Consider the following 19,282-nt stretch of genomic DNA (forward strand, 5'->3'; position numbering starts at 1 on the left):
ACCTCCTCACCTCATCGCCGTACCTCTCCCGGACGGCGTCGTCGGGAGAACTTTAGCGCAGTGCCTCCCGTCCGGCGCAAACACATTTGCGATGTTTCCCGCGACCGCTCCCGAAGGGTTCCAGCCCGTCCGTACGCCGCCGTCGCCCGGCGCGCCCCGGAGGGTTCCCGAAGAGCCCGGCCCGCCCGTACGCCGCCGTCGTCCGGTGAGCCCCGGTTCTCGCACCCCAGGGGGTTCCGGCTCGGATGTGGATCCCCGCCGCCAGGGCGCCCGATCACGCGAGAACGCCCGGCCGGGAGGTCCCGGCCGGGCGTTCCCGTCCTGCTCAGCATGATCGATGTGATCGATCAGCGCCTCACGGCGCCTCCGGGGCCCTCACTCACGGGCCCGCGGATCTCAGGAACCCGCGAGGGGCGCGGTCACAGGCCCGGGGCGGGGAAGTGGGAGGTGAGCTCCCTGACCTCGCCGTGGACCCGGGTGATCACGTGCTTGGCCTCTTCCTCGTCCTTGGCCAGGGCGGTGACGACCTGGTCGATCCAGGCGCCGATCTGCCGCATCTCCGCGACGCCCATGCCCCTGCTGGTCACGCCCGCGGTGCCGATGCGGATGCCCGAGGGGTCGAACGGCTTGCGCGTGTCGAAGGGCACGCTGTTGTAGTTGGTCTCCAGCCCGGCCTTGTCGAGGGCCTGGGCGGCGGGCTTGCCGCCGATGCCCTTGGGGGTCAGGTCGAACAGGATGAGGTGGTTGTCGGTGCCGCCGGAGACCAGGTCGAAGCCCCGGCCCAGCAGCTCCTCGGCCAGCGCCTGCGCGTTCAGGACGACCTGGCGGGCGTAGTCCTTGAAGTCGTCGGTCGACGCCTCCTTGAGCGCCACCGCGATGGCCGCGGTGGTGTGGTTGTGCGGCCCGCCCTGCAGGCCGGGGAAGACGGCCTTGTTCAGGGCGGTGGCGTGCTCGTCGGAGGTGGCCATGAGCATGGCGCCCCGGGGACCGCGCAGGGTCTTGTGGGTGGTGGTGGAGATGACGTCCGCGTGGCCGACCGGCGACGGGTGGGCGCCACCGGCCACCAGGCCCGCGATGTGCGCGATGTCGGCGGCGAGCACGGCCCCGACCTCGCGGGCGATCTCGGCGAAGGCCGGGAAGTCGATCGTGCGCGGGACCGCGGTGCCACCGCAGAAGATCAGCTTGGGACGCTCGCGCAGGGCGATCTCGCGCACCTCGTCCATGTCGACGCGGCCGGTGTCCTGGCGCACGCCGTAACGGACCGGGTTGAACCACTTGCCGGTGGCCGAGACCGACCAGCCGTGGGTGAGGTGGCCGCCGAACGGCAGGCCCATGCCCATGACGGTCTCGCCCGGCTTCAGGAAGGCCAGGTAGATCGCCAGGTTGGCGGGCGAGCCGGAGTAGGGCTGCACGTTGGCGTGGTTGACGCCGAACAGTGCCTTGGCCCTGTCGATGGCGAGGGTCTCGACCTGGTCGATGACCTGCTGGCCCTCGTAGTAACGCTTGCCGGCGTAGCCCTCGGAGTACTTGTTGGTCAGGACGGTGCCGGTGGCCTCGAGGACGGCCTTGGAGACGTAGTTCTCCGAGGCGATCAGCTTGACGGTGTCGGACTGCCGCCGCTCCTCGGCCCTGATGAGCTCGGCGATCTGCGGATCCACGCTGGAAAGAGCGCTCATGCGCCTTCACTCCCCTGTCATCGTCGACATCGCGCGAAGACCCAGGCGCTCGGCCTCCTCGCTTTTTCGCTCCCCGGTGGTCTCTCCCACCTTATGCGCCAGTCGCGCTTAGACGATAGCGGACTGGGCCCCGCGCCCGGCTCGACCTGCGCCCTCGACGGGCCAGAGCCGGTCGACCTCGGCGTTGAGCGTGGCGCCGATGAGCACCGCCAGCGCGGTGATGTAGAGCCACAGCAGGACGGCGATGGGGGCGGCGAGCGAGCCGTAGATGGAGACCGGCGAGAACCAGGCGGCGAGGACGGCGCGCAGCACGGCGGCGCAGACGATCCAGATGACGAGCGCGAGCAACGCCCCCGGTAGCTCGCGCCACCAGCGCGTGCGTACGGGCACGCTCACGTGGTAGAGCAAGGTGAGGAAGATCACCGAGCCGATGACGACCACCGGCCAGTAGAGGATCTCGACCAGCACGGCGTAGTCGGCCGGCAGGGCCCCGCGCAGCGCGGCCGGGCCGAGGACGAGCACCGGCATCACCACCAGCCCGATCAGCAGGCCCGCGAGGTAGAACCCGAAGGACATCAGGCGGGTGCGGATGATGCCGCGCTCCTCGCCGAGGCCGTAGGAGACCGAGATCAGGTCGACGTAGACGAAGAGCGCCCGCGAGCCCGACCAGAGCGCGAGCAGGAAGCCCAGGGAGATCAGCGAGACCTGGTTCTCGGGTTTCAGCACGTCCTCGATGAGGGGGGTGACGACGGTGTCGACGGCGTTGTCGGTGAACAGCAGGTGGGCCTGCTGGTCGATCCAGTCGCTGACGTTCTTGACCGTCTCGGGGCCGAACACCCGGGTCAGCTGGCCGAGCACGCCGATCAGGCCGAGCATGAACGGCGGCAGCGACAGCAGCGCGAAGAAGGCCGCCTCGCCCGCCAGGCCGGTGACGCGGTAGGTGATGCCCGCGTTCGTGGTGGCGACGATCAGGGTCCACACATCGGTGCCGCGGATCCACGACAGCAGCGCCCGCAGCCTCACCCAGACGCCCGCGCGGCGGACCCGCGCGATACCGGCACGCAACCGCACCCCGGGCCCGCGCGGGCGGCGCCGCTCGGGCCCGGGCCGATGGGCCGGGGCATCAGTGGACGTCATGCCACACAACGGTATTCCTAGCCGCGCTTGATCACGAGTCGGGCGGGCAACGATCGAATCTCACGCCTGCCCGTGCGGCATGTGGCGAAACCTACCGGCGGTAGAACGCCTCCGCGTCGCCGGTGTCGACGACACGCGCGCCCAGCGGCAGCAGGGAGATCGGGATCAGCTTGAGGTTGGCCAGGCCCAGCGGGATGCCGATGATCGACAGGAAGAGCGGGATCGAGGTCAGCAGGTGCCCGATCGCCAGCCAGATCCCGGCCACGACGAACCAGATCACGTTGCCGACGGTCGACAGCGCCCCCGCCTCCGGGTCGCGCGCCACGGTCCGGCCGAAGGGCCACAGCGCGTAGCCGGCGATCCTGAACGAGGCGATGCCGAACGGGATCGTGATGATCAGGACGCAGCACACGATTCCCGCGAGAACGTAGCCGATCGCCAGCCAGACCCCCGCGAAGACCAGCCAGATGACGTTCAACAAGGTCCGCATATTTCCGAGCATGTCAGGCGGGAGAGGGCCGGCTCCATCCGGTGTCTCCCTGGGACGTCCCTGATCGGACCCCTACCCGGACGAGGTCCGTACCCGGGCGGGGTCCGTGCCCGGCGGTCCGGCGAAGGCCTGGGCGATCGCGGTCCACGTCCGGGCGGTCTCGCCGTGTACCAGCAGGGAGGTGTCGTCGAGGTGGCGGCGCCGGACCACCAGGAGGCAGAAGTCGATCATGGGGCCGCGGACCACGTCGGCGGCGTCCGGGGGCCCGGCCTCCCACGGCGACCCGTCGGGCATGGTCAGCTCCACCCGCACCGGGCACGACGGCGCCTCCAGGCCGCGCACCGTGAAGTTGTACGGCAAGGCGCGCGCCCCGAGCGTCGCCACGTGCCTGAGCCTGGCGGTCGGCACGCGGGTGACGCCGAGCGCGTCCGCCACGTCCTGCCCGTGGGCCCAGGTCTCCATCAGGCGCGCGGTGACGAAGGACGCGGCCGACATCTCGGGCCCGTACCAGGGCAGCCTGGCACCGGCGTCCAGCCGGGCGAAGGCCTCCAGGGCGTGGGCCCGCGCCCCGCGGAACCACTCGCGGAGCTGGTCGGCGCTCAGGCCGCGCGAGGCGGCGGCGAGCTCGTCCACCGCCGAGCCGCCGCGGGCGAGGAACGCGGGCTTGGCGACGCGGAACGCCTCGGGGTCGGTGGCGGAGACGGTGGCGGCGTCGTCGAACCAGGCGAGATGGCCGACCTGGTCCCGGATCGCCCAGCCCTCGGCCGGGGTGGGCAGTTCCCACTCGTCCGGGCCGAGCCCTTCGATCATGGTGTCGAACTCGGCCGTCTCCGCGCGCAGATCCGCCAGCAGCTCGTCCATCAACCCCATGACGCCTCCATGTAACAGCCCAGGCAAGGGTAACCGAGGAATATTCTGGAAGGAACAGAGCATGATGGAATCATGATCTGCGAGGACTGCAAGGAGCGGCGGCACGACGAGTGCCGGGGAGGCTCGTGGTGCGACTGCCAGCACCAGCCCACCCCCAGGCCCCGGGAGTCGGCGCTGGACTGGCCGCGCCAGGGCTGACCCGCGCCCCGGCGCCCCGCCCTCCGGACGAGCTCCTCCCGCCGTGCCCGGCGCGTGTCGGGGGTCCCGCACCTTCGTCCAGATAGTGGACCTGACGTTGGACATCCCCGATGCCCGAGGTATCGTCGTAGACATGCCAGCGGACCCGTTGCTCGTCGTGCGACGCCACGTCGACCTTCTGCGTGTCCGCAGTGCCATCTGTTGTGACGTCCGTTAACCGTCGCCCCCTGCTGATTTCACCCAGCTCGGCCGCGTAACAGGCGTCCTCCTCTGAGTAATCAACCCCCGCACTCGACGATGAGGCGGGAGGTGCCGCCTGTGCGCGTCCGGAAATCATTCCATCGAGCCACAATAAGGACGCGCACATGACGACCCCTGCCCGGTCGGCGAATCGACATCACAAGCGCCCGCGCGGCGAAGGCCAGTGGGCTCTCGGCTACCGCGAGCCGCTGAACAAGAACGAGGAGAACAAGAAGAACGACGACGGCCTCAACGTCCGTCAGCGGATCATCGACGTCTACTCCAAGCGCGGCTTCGACTCCATCGACCCCGCCGACCTGCGCGGCAGGATGCGCTGGTTCGGCCTCTACACCCAGCGCAAGCCCGGGATCGACGGCGGCAAGACCGCGATCCTGGAGCCGGAGGAGCTCGACGACCGCTACTTCATGCTCCGCGTCAGGATCGACGGCGGCCGGCTCGACCTGGCCCAGCTGCGCGTGATCGCCGACATCTCCAACCTCTACGGCCGGGGCACCGCCGACGTCACCGACCGGCAGAACATCCAGCTGCACTGGATCGAGATCGAGGCCGTCCCCGACATCTGGGAGCGCCTGGAGTCGGTGGGCCTGTCCACCACCGAGGCCTGCGGCGACACCCCGCGCGTGATCCTGGGCTGCCCGCTGGCCGGGATCGACACCGACGAGGTCCTCGACGGCTCCGCGCTGGTCCAGGAGATCCACGACACCTACATCGGCGACCCGGCCTTCTCCAACCTGCCGCGCAAGTTCAAGTCCGCGGTGAGCGGGTGCCCGGCGCACTGCACCGTGCACGAGATCAACGACGTGGCGTTCGTGGGCGTCGTGAACGAGCACGGCGAGCGCGGCTTCGACCTGTGGGTGGGCGGTGGCCTGTCCACCAACCCGATGCTGGCCAAGCGGCTGGGTGTCTTCCTCACCCCGGAGCAGGTCGCCCCCGCCTACGGCGGCGTGATCGGCATCTTCCGCGACTACGGCTACCGCCGCCTGCGCCACCGGGCCAGGATCAAGTTCCTGATCAACGACTGGGGCGCCGAGAAGTTCCGCGACGTCCTGGAGAAGGAGTACCTGGGGTACGCCCTGCCCGACGGCCCCGCGCCCGAGCAGCCGCGCGGCGGCCGCAGGGACCACGTGGGCGTCTTCCCGCAGAAGGACGGCAACTTCTACGTCGGCTTCGCCCCGAAGGTCGGCCGCCTCGACGGCGACAAGCTGCACCTGATCGCCGACATCGCCGAGCGGCACGGCTCCGACCGGGTGCACACCACGGTCGAGCAGAAGATGGTCATCCTCGACGTGGCGCCCGACAGGGTCGACAGCCTCGTCGCCGAGCTGGAGGCGGGCGACCTGCGGGTCAACCCCTCCACCTTCCGCCGCCAGACCATGGCCTGCACCGGGATCGAGTTCTGCAAGCTGGCCATCGTCGAGACCAAGGTCACCGCGGCCGGCCTGATCGACGAGCTGGAGCAGCGGCTGCCCGACTTCAAGCACCCGCTGACCATCAACGTCAACGGCTGCCCCAACTCCTGTGCCCGCATCCAGGTGGCCGACATCGGCCTCAAGGGCCAGCTCGTCGTCAACGACGAGGGCGAGCAGGTCGAGGGCTTCCAGATCCACCTGGGCGGCTCGCTGGGCGTTAACCCCGGCTTCGGCCGCAAGGTCCGCGGCCTGAAGACCACCTCCGAGGATCTTCCCGACTACGTCGAGCGCGTGCTCCGCAACTTCGAGAAGCAGAAGGACGAGGAGGAGACCTTCTCCGCCTGGGTCCAGCGCGCCGACGACGCGGACCTGAAGTGAGCGGCCGGCACGCCGGCCCGCCGGAGACGGGAGCGGGCGGATGAGCGAGCGAGCCGTTCCCTTCCACTGCCCGTACTGCGGCGAGGAAGACCTGGAGCCCTACGAAGGCGACGGCGGCTGGTACTGCCGGTCGTGCGTGCGCGCCTTCAAGCTGAAGTTTCTCGGAATCGGGGTGCGCTCGTGACGCGCGGCGAATCCAACGGGATGCACGTGACGAACGCGACGGCCCGCGAGGCACGACCTGCCCGCGCGGCGAATGAGGATTGGGTGAGCGAGCGATGACACTGGTGGACATCGAAGTCGGATTACGTCAGCAGCGGGGGACGCTCGACCTGCAGGAGATCGTCGAGTCCGCCGCGCGCTTCCTGGAGGACGCCTCGGCCCTTGAGATCATCCGCTGGGCCGCGGCGACCTTCGGCGACCGGCTCTGCCTCACCGCCTCGATGAGCGACGCCCTGCTGATCGACCTGGTCAGCCGGGTCAAGCCGGGCGTGGACGTGCTGTTCATCGACACCGGCTACCACTTCGCCGAGACGATCGGCACCCGTGACGCCGTCCAGCAGGTCTACGACGTCAACGTGATCGACGTGAAGCCGTCCCGCACGGTGGCCGAGCAGGAGCGCGACCTGGGGCCGCGCCTGTTCGGGCGCAACCCCGACCTGTGCTGCTACCTGCGCAAGGTCGAGCCGCTCAACCGCGCCCTGGAGCCCTACCTCGCCTGGGTCTCCGGCATCCGCCGCGACGAGGCCGTCACCCGCGCCGGCGTCAAGGTCGTCGAGTGGGACGCCAAGCGCCAGATGGTCAAGATCAACCCGATCGCCAGGTGGACGCAGGAGGACGTCGACAACTACATGGCCGACAACGGGGTGCTGATCAACCCGCTGCACTACGACAACTATCCCTCGATCGGCTGCGCCCCCTGCACCCGCCAGGTCGCCCCGGGAGAGGACCCGCGCAGCGGCCGCTGGGCGGGCATGGGCAAGACCGAGTGCGGGCTCCACGTATGACGTGGCGTGCCAACGGCACGGCCTCCGGGACGCCGCTGGTCGCGGTGGCGCACGGGTCCCGTGACCCGCGCGCCGCCGCGACGGTGGAGGACCTGCTCGACCTGGTACGGGAGGCGCGGCCCGAGCTCCTGGTCCGCACCGCCTACCTCGACCACGCCTCCCCGACGCTTCCCATGGCGCTGTCGGGGCTGGCCGAGGCGGCGGTGCTGCCGCTGCTGCTCACCGAGGCCTACCACAGCCGGGTCGACATCCCCGGCGCGCTGGCCGAGGCGACGGCCCGCAGGCCCCTGCTGCGCGTGCACGCGGGCGCCACGCTGGGCCCGCACCCGCTGCTGGTCGGCGCGCTGGAGCGGCGCCTGGCCGAGGCGGGCGTGGAGCCGGGCGAGCCGGACACCGCCGTGGTGCTGGTCTCGGCCGGCTCCAGCGACCGGCGGGCCAACGCGACGGTCGCCGGGATCGCCGGGGACTGGGCGAGGCTGCGCGGCTGGCGGTCGGTGACCGCCGCCTACGCCTCGGCCGCCGGTCCCACCCCCGAGGAGGCCGTGCTGCGCCTGCGGCGCTCGGGAGCCTGCCGGGTCGTGGTCGCCCCCTACCTGCTGGCCCCCGGCCACTTCGCCGACAAGATCCGCCGGGAGACCCTGGCCGCGGGCGCCGACGCCGTCGCCGACGTGCTGGGCGCCGCCCCCGAGGTCGCGGCGGTGCTGCTCGAACGCTACGAGCGGGCCGCGCACGGCTGGAGGGCCCTGGCCACCGCCTGAACCCCGGACCGGGACCGGACCGGACCCCTGGGGCCATCAGGGGCCCTGGTCAACCGCCTGGCCCCTGGCCCGGACCGCCTCGGGCCCTCAAAGGCCCTGGTCACCGCCTGGAGCCTGGCCCGGACCACCAGAGGCCCTCAAGGGCTTCGCGGGGGTGCGGTGTCCTTGCCCTCGCAGGTCAGGCGGACCATCTCCCCGGTGCGCGAGTCCATCTGGCGCACGTTGTCCCGGCAGACCGGGCGGAACATCTCCCGTACCGTGATCGACCACTTGAGGGGGAAGGGTTCGGCCGCGGCGAGTTGCTCCTCCCAGCCCTCGAAGAACTCGTTCATCCCCTCGGCCAGTTCGCGGGCCGTCCTGCCGGCCCTGTCGACCTCGCCGGGCAGGACGGCCGCGGACACGACCTGCTTCCCGGCCGGGCGATCCCTGCTCCCGATCATCCCCTGGTTCGGGGTGTCCCAGAAGATCTCCATGGTGTATCCGTCGGGACCGGTTCCGCAGAGGTGCCGTTGGGGAGGACCGTCTCCGATCCAGACGAGTGCCCGCCGCAGCGGTCCTGCGCAGAGAACGGTCACCTTCAACGGCGTGTTTCCGGGTTCGATCCGGAGCTCCTCGCGTGTCCCGCCCGTCCTGTACTCGCCGCTCGCGACCTTGTCTCCGGGGTAGGGCCCTCCCAGCGGCTGTGACGTCGTCGGGACGGTGGGGGACGGCCGCGTCATGACGCCGTTCCAGACGTCCGGGTCGTTCGCGACGCCACCCGCGGGTGTGCTGAGGGCCACCGCGACGGTGAGTGCGGCCGCGACCGCGCCACCCGCGGCCCAGCGGCGGCGGCGCCTGATCGCGCGGACTCGCCGGTGGACACCCGCGACGGTCACCCCGCCGCCGTGGCCCTCGTCCTCGTTCAGGATCTCGCGCAGCTCGGATTCGGTGATGGTCATCTCAGCTCCCCGTGGTGGTCGCGGCGACGGCCGCGGGATCGACGCGCAGCTTGCGCAGTGCCCGGCTGGCCTGGCTGCGTACGGTCGCCACCGAGCAGCCGAGGATTTCGGCGATCCGCTGGTCGGGCAGGTCGGCGAAGTAGCGCAGGACGATCACGGCCCGCTGCCTGCCGGGAAGCCCGGCCAGGGCCTGCCTGACCGCCTCCCGCGTGGCCGTCGCGTCCATCGCGTCGCCGTCCGGAGCCTCGGGGAGGACCTCGCTCGGTACCTCTCCCCGCCACCTGCGCCGCCACCAGGTGGCATGGGTGTTGACCAGGATGCGATAGACGTACGGGTCCGGGTCGTCGCCCACCCTCCGCCAGGCGAACCACGCCTTGGCCAGGGCCGTCTGCAACAGGTCCTCCGCCGTGCCCCAGTCGCGGCACAGCAGGTACGCGGCCCGTAACAGGCGGGCCGAGCGCTGCTCCACGTAGTGCTCGAAGTCAGCCCGATCTCGCATCGGGGGATCCTCACTGCTCGGTGTATGTCACCGATCACTACGCCTAAGGGATCCCGGGACGTTGCACGTGTGGCGGAGCTCGCCCGCCGGGGGCTCTCCGTACGGCCGGAGTCCTCCGCGCGGGCGGCGAGAGCGGGCCGCCGTCAGTGGCGGGGCGGCTGCGGAGGGTGGGGAGGCTGAGGCGGCTGGGGCGGGGTGGGGTGCCAGGAGCGCGGGTCGAGCAGGTGCTCCTGGTGGGAGGGGTGGAGCCATTGGGAACCGGAACCGAGCCCGTAGTGGCCCTGCTCTCCGGTGAGCTCGCGCAGCTCGTCCCACTGCTTGCGCCAGGCGGCTATGGCCTTCTTGAGCGGCTTGGTCTTGGAGTCGCCGACCACCTTGACGTCTCCCATGACGGCGTAGGCCCTGACCCGGACGAGCGGCGCGTTCGTGCCCGGGGGCGCCTCGTTGACCTGGACCTTCTTGTCGCCCATCACGGCGACGCCGTCGAGCTCGACGTCCACCCCGTCCGGGACGATGATCTTCACGTTCCCCATGACCGCGGTGGCCATGATGTCGACCACTCCCCCGGTGCGTACCTCGGCCTGGCGCAGGTCCAGCACGACGTCGCCCATCACGGCGACGGCGCCGAGCGGCTTGTCGATCCGCCACGAACCGCGCCGCTTGGAGCTGCTCATCACCGCCACGAACCAGCGCCGCACCTGGCCGCGCTCCGGCGGGGGCGGACGGTAGGCGGGCGCGGGGACCGAGTGCCCGCCGGGCAGGTCGGAGGTGATCACGGCCAGTTCGGCCTGGGTGCGGGCGATGTAGGCCGCCTCGGTGCGCTCGGTCAGCTCCCCGAGGGTCAGACGGCCTTCGACGGAGGCGACCCGTAACCGCTCGACGATGGCTTCCCGCTCCGCGTCCGAGACCCGCATTTCCCCGGGATCATTCATAACTCACAACATATCGCGAGTTGTCGCGATAGGGGATCCCTCGGACGAAGGAGGCCGGATAAACACATCGGATGACGCCTTCTCGCCGGGCGCGGGACCGGCGTACGGCCGAGGCGGGGAGGCACGCCATATGATCCGGAGGCATGTACCGAGAACTCCTGGACGCGGTGGCGGCCAACGACGCCGAGCGGGCCGAGCGGCTGCTGCGCGACGGCACGAGCGCCGACCCCGAGGGCGCGGAAGAGCCCACCGCCCTTTACCTGGCATCGAACCGGGGCCGCGTGGCCGTCGTGCGTGCGCTGCTGGACCACGGAGCCGACCCCAACCGGACCAGCGGCGGCGAGGACGAGGGGCTGCCCCTGTCCGCCGCCTCCGCCTGGGACCGTGTCGAGGCCCTGGAGGCGCTGCTGGCCGCCGGTGCCGACGTGTCCGGGCGGGAGGCCGGCGGCTGGACCGCCCTGCTCTGGGCCGCCGCCAACGGGCGGGCCGCCGCGGCCCAGGCCCTGCTCGCCGCCGGGGCGAACCCCGAGGACGCCACCGAGGGCGGCGACACCGCGCTCACCCTCGCCACCCGGCGCGGCGCCCTGGGCGTCGTGCAGGCGCTGCTGGAGAAGGGCGCCGAGGCCGACCGGCCCGACGGCGACGGCGACACGCCGCTGTCCATCGCCTACGACTGGCTGGGCACCCAGCTGGAGAGCGCGCTCCTGGAGCAGCTCACCGAGCAGGTCCCCGAGGACTCGCAGTTCGTCGTGGGGCGCAGCAGGGCGAAGGACGGCACCGACCTGGTGACCGTCGCGGCGGTGGGCCCCGACGGGACCCGCCTGGCCGAGCTCACCTGCCAGCGCGGGCACGCGGCCGTCGCCACCCTGCTGGAGGACGCCACCGGCGAGCGGCTGCCGTTCGACGAGCTGGTCGAGCGGGCGATGCCCTACCGCGACGTCGACGAGGAGGCCGAGACCTGGTGGACCGTGGCGAGCTCGCTGAGCAGGCGCGGCGACGGGGAGACCTTCGACGCGGCGGCGCGGCTGTGCTCCAGCGAGGACCCGCGCAAGCGGGAGTTCGCCGTCGACGTGATCGCCCAGTTCGGCTTCACCGACGACGAGAAGCCCTACCTGGAGGAGGCGCTGCCGATCCTGCGCCGGATGGCGGCCACCGAGGGCGACGAGCGGGTGCTGCGCTCGGTGCTCGGCGCGCTCGGCCACCACGCCGACCCGCGCGCCCTGCCCGAGGTGCTGGAGATCGTCACCGCCGACGGCTGGACCCGCACCCAGGCCGATCCCGCCGCGCTGGCCGCCGTCCTGCCCACGGGCCACGCCGAGGGGCTCGCGCTGCTCATCTCCATGACCGAGGACCCCGACCCGGAGGTACGCGACTGGGCCACCATGGGCCTGGCCGGGCTGCCGGAGGACAGCGAGCGGATCCGTGACGCGCTGGCCGCCAGGCTCGACGACGAGGACCTGAACGCGGTCGCCGAGGCCACCCGGGGGCTGGCCACCCGGGGCGACGCGCGGGCCCGGCGGGGCGCCGAGCGCGTGCTCGCCGAGAGCGACGAGGACGACGACTACCTCCGGGACCTGGTCAAGAACCCCTGACCCGCGGCCCGGGCCTCCCGCCCGGACGTCCGCCCCGCATCATGATCCCGTCCCTGTCTCGGCGTCAAGGCGGGGGCGGGTCGTCGCACGTGGCCCTGACCGGCCGGGGCCGCCCGCGTACGGCGGGATGAATCCTCGGAAACCGGAGGCCCACCTGTGGACGAAAATCGGATATAGCACTCAACCAAGGGCAGCACCCCCCAGAAGGATGTTGGGATAGGCGCAGAGGCCGGCGACGAGCCGGATGATCCACCGGAGGCCGCACGTGACCCATGACGTCTTCAACCAGGCCCACCCTCTCACCGGACATGACGTGTCCGCCGACGCCGCCCTGATGGACGGCGTGGCACGCGAGGGTGCGGGCTGGGCCACCGGGGAACTGCGCAGGCTCGGCCTTCTCGCCGGTTCCGAGCAGGCCCAGGAGTGGGGACGGCTGGCGAACGAGCATCCGCCCGTCCTGCGAACCCACGACCGGTACGGACGGCGGATCGACGAGGTGGAGTTCCACCCCGCCTGGCACGAGCTGATGACCGTCGCCGTCGACAACGGCATGCACGCCACCCCCTGGTCGAGCGCCAGGCCGGGCGCGCACGTGGCCCGCGCCGCCAAGTTCTACGTCTGGAGCCAGGTCGAGGCCGGGCACGGCTGCCCGATCTCGATGACCTACGCCTCGATCGCCGCGCTGCGCCACAGCCCGGCGCTCGCCGCCGACTGGGAGCCCCTGCTGGCCTCGCGGAGCTACGACTTCGGGCTGCGCCCGCCGCTCGGCAAGCGCGGCGTGCTCGCCGGGATGGCGATGACCGAGAAGCAGGGCGGCTCCGACGTGCGCGCGGGCACCACCCGCGCCGAACCGCGGGCCGACGGCAGCTACGTCCTGACCGGCCACAAGTGGTTCAACTCCGCCCCGATGTGCGACGTGTTCCTGGTCCTCGCCCAGGCCCCCGGCGGGCTGTCGTGCTTCCTGCTCCCCCGCGTCCTTCCCGACGGCACCCGCAACGCCCTCCACCTGATGCGGCTGAAGGACAAGCTGGGCAACAGGTCCAACGCCAGCGCCGAGGTGGAGTACCACGGCGCGACGGCCTGGCTGGTGGGCGAGGAGGGCCGGGGGCTGCGGACCATCCTGGAGATGGTCAACATGACCCGGCTCGACTGCGTGATCGGCTCCGCGGCCGGCATGAGGTACGGCGTCACGCAGGCCGTCCACCACACCCGGCACCGGGGCGCGTTCGGCAGGAAGCTCGCCGACCAGCCGCTGATGCGCAACGTCCTGGCCGACCTGTCCCTGGAGTCGGAGGCGGCGACCGTCCTGATGACGCGGCTGGCCGGGGCCACCGACCGGGCCATCGCCGGTGACCGGGCCGAGGCCGCGTTGCGCCGTACCGCGCTGGCCGTGAGCAAGTACTGGATCTGCAAGCGCGCCCCGGTCCACGCGGCGGAGGCGCTGGAGTGCCTGGGAGGCAACGGCTACGTCGAGGAGTCGCAGATGCCGCGGTTGTTCCGCGAATCGCCGCTGAACGGCATCTGGGAGGGGTCGGGGAACGTCGCGGCGCTGGACGTGCTGCGCGCCCTGGGCCGCGAGCCCGAGGCCCAGGAGGCGTTCTTCGCCGAGGTCGCGCTCGCCGCCGGGGCCGATCGGCACCTGGACGCCGCCGCCGACCGCCTGCGCAAGTCCCTGGACGACACCACCGACTTCGAGCCGAGGGCCCGGCGTGTCGCCGAGGACATGGCGCTGGTGCTGCAGGGCTCCCTGCTGGTCCGGCTGGCTCCCGCGGCCGTGGCCGACGCCTTCTGCGTCTCGCGCCTGTCCGGCGACGGGGGCCGCGCCTTCGGCACCCTGCCCACCGGCCTGGACCTGGACGCCCTCGTCGAGCGCGCCTCGTTCTGACCCCTGCCCCCGGGCTTCCGGGACAACGGGGCGCTCCGGGTCACGGGGAGGTGACGGCGCCGAGTAGGGTCGGTCATGGCCAACGGTTCATGATCGAAAGGACAATCGCCATGGCGACGACACGTACCGCGACGACTCAGTGGAAGGGCGCGCTGCTCGACGGTTCGGGCAGCGTCTCCCTCGACTCCTCCGGGGTGGGCACGTTCGACGTGTCCTGGCCCTCGCGCGCCGAGCAGGCCAACGGCAAGACCTCCCCGGAGGAGCTCATCGCGGCCGCCCACTCCTCGTGCTTCTCGATGGCCCTCTCCCACGGGCTGGCCCAGGCCGGCACCCCGCCCCAGACCGTGGAGACGAAGGCCGACGTGACCTTCCAGCCCGGCGAGGGCATCACCGGGATCGTCATCTCGGTCCGCGCCCAGGTCCCCGGCCTGACGGCCGAGCAGTTCCAGGAGGCGGCCGAGACCGCCAAGGCGAACTGCCCGGTGAGCAAGGCCCTCTCGGGCACGACGATCAGCCTCAACGCCGAGCTGCTGAGCTGATCACGCTCCGGCTCTCGCGAGCGGGGTGACGGGGACCGGACCGCTCCGCAGGGCGTCCACCACGGGCGGCCGCCCCGGAGCGGACGGTCCCCCTGAGAGCGGACGGTCCCCCTGAGAGCGGGCGGTCGCCTCGAACCGGTCACCGAGGGTGGCCGGCCGCGAGCCGGCCATGACGCCTTCGCGGCCACGCGTGCACCTCCGGTCACGCGCGGTCGCGTGGCGCGTACGGAAAAGGGAGGTACGGAAAGCACGCCATAGCCCGGATACGAAACTCCTCGATACCACCTTAAAGTGACAAGGGCGGAAACACCCTGCACACAGGGAGCCTGACCAGAGGAGAAAGGGTCACATGCGCGCAGTCTGGCCGGGAGAGTCATATCCGCTCGGCGCCACCTGGGATGGCGTGGGTACCAACTTCTCGCTGTTCTCCGAGGTAGCGGAGCGTGTCGAACTCTGCCTTTTCGGAGACGACGGCCGCGAGGAGCGCGTCGAGCTGACCGAGGTCGACGGGTTCGTCTGGCACGGCTACCTCCCGGGGATCATGCCGGGGCAGCGGTACGGCTACCGCGTCCACGGCCCCTACAACCCCTCCCAGGGGCACCGGTGCAACCCTTCCAAGCTGCTCCTCGATCCCTACGCCAAGGCCGTCGAGGGTGACGTGAGGTGGAACGAGGCGATGTTCTCATACCAGTTCACCGACCCGGGCAACCGCAACGACGAGGACACCGCCCCCTTCATGCCGAAGAACGTGGTGATCAACCCGTTCTTCGAGTGGGGCAACGACAGGTCGCCCCGGACCCCGTACCACCAGACCGTCATCTACGAGGCGCACGTGCGCGGGCTCACGATGCGCCACCCCGCGGTGCCCGAGGAGCAGCGCGGCACCTACGCGGGGCTGGGCCACCCGGCGGTCATCGAGCACCTGCTGAGCCTGGGCGTCACCGCGGTGGAGCTGATGCCGGTGCACCAGTACGTGCCCGAGCACGCGATGGTCGCCCGGGGGCTGACCAACTACTGGGGCTACAACACGATCGCCTACCTGGCCCCGCACGCCGCCTACTCCGGCTCCGGCCAGCGCGGCGAGCAGGTGCCGGAGTTCAAGGCGATGGTACGGGCGCTGCACGAGGCGGGGATCGAGGTCATCCTCGACGTGGTCTACAACCACACCGCCGAGGGCGACCACATGGGGCCCACGCTGGGCTTCCGCGGCATCGACAACCGGTCGTACTACCGCTTGCACGACGGCGACCGGCGCTACTACCTCGACTACACCGGCTGCGGGAACTCCCTCAACGTCCGCTCGCCGCACGCCCTCCAGCTGATCATGGACTCGCTGCGCTACTGGGTGCTGGAGATGCACGTGGACGGCTTCAGGTTCGACCTGGCCTCCGCCCTCGCCCGCGAGCTGCACGACGTCGACCGGCTGAGCGCCTTCTTCGACCTGATCCAGCAGGACCCGGTGATCTCCCAGGTGAAGCTGATCGCCGAGCCGTGGGACGTGGGGCCCGGCGGCTACCAGGTGGGCAACTTCCCGCCGCTGTGGATGGAGTGGAACGGCAAGTATCGCGACAGCGTGCGCGACTTCTGGCGCGGGAGCGGGTCCGCGCTGCCGGAGTTCGCCTCCCGGCTGACCGGGTCCGCCGACCTCTACGCCATCTCGGGGCGCCGCCCGGTGGCTTCCATCAACTTCGTCACCTGCCACGACGGGTTCACCCTGACCGACCTGGTCTCCTACGACCGCAAGCACAACGAGGCCAACAAGGAGAACAACCGCGACGGCACCGACGACAACCGGTCGTGGAACTGCGGGGCCGAGGGCCCGGTGGAGGACCCGGAGATCGTGGCCCTGCGCCGGCGCCAGCGCCGCAACCTCCTGGTCACCCTGTTCGTCTCCCAGGGCGTGCCGATGCTGCTGGCCGGCGACGAGATCGGCCGGACCCAGCACGGCAACAACAACGCCTACTGCCAGGACAACGAGACCTCCTGGGTCGACTGGTCGCTGGTCAGGAGCGAGGGGGACCTCCTCGACTTCGTCAGGAGCCTGTCCAAGCTGCGGCGCGAGCACCCGGTGTTCCAGCGGCGCCGCTTCTTCCACGGCCACAAGGCCGACGACGGGACCCGCGACATCGTCTGGCTCACCCCGGCCGGTGAGGAGATGACGGCCGGTGACTGGCACACCGGCTACGCCAAGTCGCTGACCGTCTTCCTGAACGGCGACGCCATCACCGAACCGGGCACGCGCGGCGAGCGGATCGCGGACGACTCGTTCCTGCTCCTGATCAACGCCCACCACGAGGACATGTCCTTCACCCTGCCCGAGGCGAGGTACGGCAAGCGGTGGCAGCGCGTGCTGGACACCGCGGACGACGGTCCCGGCGAGGCTCCGTTCGCCGCGCCGGGCGCCTCCGCAAGCGTCTCGGCGGGCGCCTCCGCGGGCGCCGAGGAGTCGTGGCCCGCCGACGCCTCGGTGGAGGTGACCGCGCGCTCGGTGCGGATCCTGCGCTGCGTGCGCCTGTGACGGGTGTTCCTCAGGCCCCGGACGCGACCGCGGCGGTGAGCAGGACGAGAACGAACGTCGTCACCCCCACGGCACCGTGCAGCAGGACGGCGACCATGGGGAAGCGCTGCTCGGCGCCGCGGGCGTGGCGGCCACCGCCCAGCCAGCGGGTGAACATCGTGAAGCCCAGCAGCGCGGAGGCCGAGAGCACCCCGAACGACAACCAGGCGAAGAGCGGGTCGAGGGTGAGCACGTAGACGACCCAGCAGGCCAGGGCGGAGACCGCCAGGACCGGGTGAGCGAAGATCAGCAACGTGGGGAACCGGGTGACCTTGGTCGCCTGCTGTCTCAGCCCTCCCCCGGAGAGCCACAGGTACAGCAGGTAGATCCCGACGATCGCGGTGATCAACCATGTCACGATCGCGACAAGCCCCACACAGCCCTCCCGTGTCTCCCAGATGAATCATGTATCGGGAGCCGACCGAAGTCACTACAAGCCGTCACAACCGTTATGGACCGCGCCGGGAAAGCTCGCAGGCCGCCTTCGTGCAGAGGTGTCTCCGTACAGGGGTGTCTCCGTACAGGGGTGTCTCCGTACAGGGGTGTCTCCGAGCAGAGGTGAGACAGCCTCCGTACGGAGGTGGGCGGGCTCCGTGCGAAGGTGGGGCAATGCGTCTCATCCATCCCGAGAGCTCGGCCGAGGTCGACCTCGCGCGGGCCTACGCCTACCCGGCCGGCCCGTGCCTCCGGATCAACATGGTCGCCAGCGCCGACGGCGGGACCTGGCTGAAGGGGTTGTCGGGCGAGCTGTCCGGCAGGGGTGACCGCCAGGTGTTCTGGGTGCTTCGCGGGCTGGCCGACGTCATCGTGGCCGGGGCGGCGACCGTACGGGCCGAGGGGTACGGCCCGGCACGCTCCAGGCCGTCGTGGCGGGGGCTGCGCGAGGGCCGCCCGGCCGTCCCGCCGGTGGCGGTGATCACCCGCGGGCTCGACCTCGACCTGTCGGGCCCGCTGTTCGCCGAGGCGGAGCCGTACGCGCGCACGATCGTCGTCACCTGCGAGGCCGCGCCCAGGCAGCGCCGAGAGGAGGCCGCCAGGCACGCCGACGTGATCGTGGCCGGGGACGAGCGGGTGGATCCGGCGCTGGCGATGCGCGAGCTCGCCGCGCGCGGCCTGAGCCGGGTGCTGTGCGAGGGCGGGCCGAAGGTGAACGCCCAGCTGGCCGCCGCCGACCTGGTCGACGAGCTCTGCCTCACGGTGAGCCCGGTGCTGATCGGCGGGGACGCCGCCAGGGTCCTCGACGGCCCCTCCTCGCTCGCGCGCCTGCGCCTGGCCCACGTCCTGGAGGACGAGGGGTTCCTCTTCACGCGGTACGTCCGGCGGCACGAGGAGGCCGTGGCTTCCTGAAACCGGGACACGGCGACACCGGAGTCTCGCAACCTCGCGACGGGGCTCGGAAAGATCCCGTGGTTCGTACGGCCGGGATGGCGTTCGTATGGACATCTTCGTAAAGAAACGATATATCTCGAATATGCCTCGAACCTCTTCCTCCGGTGACGAACTGCGCGCCTCGCTTGAGGCCCGTCGCGACCTCGGGCCGGAGTACGAAGACTCCCTCGTCGAGGGTTTCCTGGAGAAGGTGGACCAGGAGATCGACAAGCGGGTGGACGACCGGCTCGCCGCCCGCACCCGCAAGGAGAGCCCCGCGGTCCGCCCCTCCGTGGACGCCGGGCAGCGGCTGGCCCTCGCGATCATCTCCCTCGGGCTCGGGGTGCCGGGAACGGTCGCGGTGTCCTTCTCCGAACTGGGCGACTCACTCCTCGGGTTCGTCCTGGTGCTCATGTGGGTCGGGATCATCGGCGTGAACGTGTCGTTCACCCTCGGACGACGCCGCCAGGACTGAGTCCTCCACCGACATCGGTCAGGCGGGCGCGGGCGGTGGCCCGCCAATCGGGATGATCGTGAACCGAGCGGTCGCGGCGAGGTCGAGGTCTCAGGCGGGATCGGGTGGGTCCGCCCCGGAGCCGCCTCGGCGGCGGGACCGGGCACTCGACGGGACGGACCGCACAATCACCTGCCGTACCCACCGATGTCCGGGCGCTGGCGCGCCACCCGAACGGTGGCCTGTGGCCGTCTGCGGCGTGCTGGACGGCCGGCAGATGATTTCACCCCTCAACAGGAAGGCGAATCACCCTCCACATACTTAAAGACGCCAA

19 protein-coding genes and 1 riboswitch are annotated in these 19,282 nt (G+C 71.2%); of the genes, 11 read left to right on the forward strand and 8 right to left on the reverse strand.

Going from position 1 to position 19,282, the window contains the following annotated elements; all coding sequences use genetic code 11:
- Positions 1-419: 419 nt before the first annotated feature.
- The 4 genes from glyA to ACFYWM_RS23395 form a co-directional block, all read right to left on the reverse strand.
- Positions 420-1,676 carry a serine hydroxymethyltransferase gene (gene glyA, locus ACFYWM_RS23380; protein WP_362681052.1) on the reverse strand — a complete coding sequence of 419 codons (1,257 nt, stop codon included), beginning with the start codon at positions 1,674-1,676 and terminating at the stop codon, positions 420-422.
- A 32-nt stretch (positions 1,677-1,708) separates the two neighbouring features.
- A riboswitch (ZMP/ZTP riboswitch) is annotated at positions 1,709-1,792 on the reverse strand.
- Positions 1,785-2,813, reverse strand: coding sequence for a YihY/virulence factor BrkB family protein (locus tag ACFYWM_RS23385; protein WP_389917556.1), 1,029 nt, complete (start codon positions 2,811-2,813; stop codon positions 1,785-1,787). (Overlaps the previous riboswitch by 8 nt.)
- A 91-nt stretch (positions 2,814-2,904) precedes the next feature.
- On the reverse strand, positions 2,905-3,303 hold the full coding sequence (locus tag ACFYWM_RS23390) for a YccF domain-containing protein (RefSeq protein WP_389917557.1): 399 nt from the start codon (positions 3,301-3,303) through the stop codon (positions 2,905-2,907).
- A gap of 72 nt (positions 3,304-3,375) precedes the next feature.
- A complete protein-coding gene (locus ACFYWM_RS23395) occupies positions 3,376-4,173 on the reverse strand; it encodes a TIGR03084 family metal-binding protein (protein WP_389917558.1) in 798 nt (265 codons plus the stop codon).
- Positions 4,174-4,245: 72 nt separating this feature from the next.
- Between ACFYWM_RS23395 and ACFYWM_RS23400 the strand changes: the two genes are divergently transcribed.
- From ACFYWM_RS23400 to ACFYWM_RS23420, 5 genes are all read left to right on the forward strand, one after another.
- Positions 4,246-4,371, forward strand: a complete 126-nt coding sequence (locus ACFYWM_RS23400) for a hypothetical protein (RefSeq protein WP_389917559.1) — start codon at positions 4,246-4,248, stop codon at positions 4,369-4,371.
- 365 nt (positions 4,372-4,736) lie between these two features.
- Positions 4,737-6,419 carry a nitrite/sulfite reductase gene (locus ACFYWM_RS23405; RefSeq protein ID WP_389917560.1) on the forward strand — a complete coding sequence of 561 codons (1,683 nt, stop codon included), beginning with the start codon at positions 4,737-4,739 and terminating at the stop codon, positions 6,417-6,419.
- Positions 6,420-6,459: 40 nt separating this feature from the next.
- Entirely contained in the window at positions 6,460-6,603 is a 144-nt protein-coding gene (locus ACFYWM_RS23410) for a hypothetical protein (protein WP_012893136.1), read from the forward strand.
- Between the two features lie 94 nt (positions 6,604-6,697).
- Positions 6,698-7,426: a phosphoadenylyl-sulfate reductase gene (locus ACFYWM_RS23415; protein WP_344746662.1), complete on the forward strand. Its 729-nt coding sequence runs from the start codon at positions 6,698-6,700 to the stop codon at positions 7,424-7,426.
- Positions 7,423-8,184: a sirohydrochlorin chelatase gene (locus ACFYWM_RS23420; RefSeq protein WP_389917561.1), complete on the forward strand. Its 762-nt coding sequence runs from the start codon at positions 7,423-7,425 to the stop codon at positions 8,182-8,184. The genes ACFYWM_RS23415 and ACFYWM_RS23420 overlap by 4 nt, the downstream gene beginning before the upstream one ends.
- A gap of 137 nt (positions 8,185-8,321) precedes the next feature.
- Here the strand turns inward: ACFYWM_RS23420 and ACFYWM_RS23425 are convergent, their stop codons facing one another.
- The 3 genes from ACFYWM_RS23425 to ACFYWM_RS23435 form a co-directional block, all read right to left on the reverse strand.
- Positions 8,322-9,122: a hypothetical protein gene (locus ACFYWM_RS23425; RefSeq protein ID WP_389917562.1), complete on the reverse strand. Its 801-nt coding sequence runs from the start codon at positions 9,120-9,122 to the stop codon at positions 8,322-8,324.
- Between the two features lies 1 nt (position 9,123).
- Positions 9,124-9,621 (reverse strand): SigE family RNA polymerase sigma factor, encoded by a 498-nt coding sequence (locus ACFYWM_RS23430; RefSeq protein WP_389917563.1) that lies wholly within the window; start codon positions 9,619-9,621, stop codon positions 9,124-9,126.
- A gap of 143 nt (positions 9,622-9,764) precedes the next feature.
- Positions 9,765-10,553 carry a DUF1707 domain-containing protein gene (locus ACFYWM_RS23435; RefSeq protein WP_389917564.1) on the reverse strand — a complete coding sequence of 263 codons (789 nt, stop codon included), beginning with the start codon at positions 10,551-10,553 and terminating at the stop codon, positions 9,765-9,767.
- Positions 10,554-10,696: 143 nt separating this feature from the next.
- Here ACFYWM_RS23435 and ACFYWM_RS23440 point away from each other — a divergent pair, with 143 nt between their 5' ends.
- From ACFYWM_RS23440 to glgX, 4 genes are all read left to right on the forward strand, one after another.
- The gene (locus tag ACFYWM_RS23440) at positions 10,697-12,145 is read left to right on the forward strand and encodes an ankyrin repeat domain-containing protein (protein WP_389917565.1); all 1,449 of its coding nucleotides are present in this window, start codon (positions 10,697-10,699) and stop codon (positions 12,143-12,145) included.
- Between the two features lie 265 nt (positions 12,146-12,410).
- On the forward strand, positions 12,411-14,030 hold the full coding sequence (locus ACFYWM_RS23445) for an isovaleryl-CoA dehydrogenase (protein WP_389917566.1): 1,620 nt from the start codon (positions 12,411-12,413) through the stop codon (positions 14,028-14,030).
- 110 nt (positions 14,031-14,140) lie between these two features.
- Positions 14,141-14,569 carry an OsmC family protein gene (locus ACFYWM_RS23450; protein WP_329083919.1) on the forward strand — a complete coding sequence of 143 codons (429 nt, stop codon included), beginning with the start codon at positions 14,141-14,143 and terminating at the stop codon, positions 14,567-14,569.
- A gap of 349 nt (positions 14,570-14,918) precedes the next feature.
- On the forward strand, positions 14,919-17,087 hold the full coding sequence (gene glgX, locus ACFYWM_RS23455) for a glycogen debranching protein GlgX (protein WP_389917567.1): 2,169 nt from the start codon (positions 14,919-14,921) through the stop codon (positions 17,085-17,087).
- A gap of 10 nt (positions 17,088-17,097) precedes the next feature.
- On the opposite strand, the gene ACFYWM_RS23460 is transcribed toward glgX, so the two are convergent.
- Positions 17,098-17,484: a hypothetical protein gene (locus ACFYWM_RS23460; RefSeq protein WP_389917568.1), complete on the reverse strand. Its 387-nt coding sequence runs from the start codon at positions 17,482-17,484 to the stop codon at positions 17,098-17,100.
- Positions 17,485-17,735: 251 nt separating this feature from the next.
- Between ACFYWM_RS23460 and ACFYWM_RS23465 the strand changes: the two genes are divergently transcribed.
- Together ACFYWM_RS23465 and ACFYWM_RS23470 are read left to right on the forward strand one after the other, a co-directional pair.
- Positions 17,736-18,473 (forward strand): pyrimidine reductase family protein, encoded by a 738-nt coding sequence (locus ACFYWM_RS23465; protein ID WP_389917569.1) that lies wholly within the window; start codon positions 17,736-17,738, stop codon positions 18,471-18,473.
- 124 nt (positions 18,474-18,597) lie between these two features.
- Entirely contained in the window at positions 18,598-18,969 is a 372-nt protein-coding gene (locus ACFYWM_RS23470) for a hypothetical protein (protein WP_389917570.1), read from the forward strand.
- The last annotated feature ends 313 nt before the right edge of the window (positions 18,970-19,282 follow it).

This window comes from Streptosporangium sp. NPDC002721 (assembly GCF_042888905.1).
Classification (GTDB): domain Bacteria; phylum Actinomycetota; class Actinomycetes; order Streptosporangiales; family Streptosporangiaceae; genus Streptosporangium.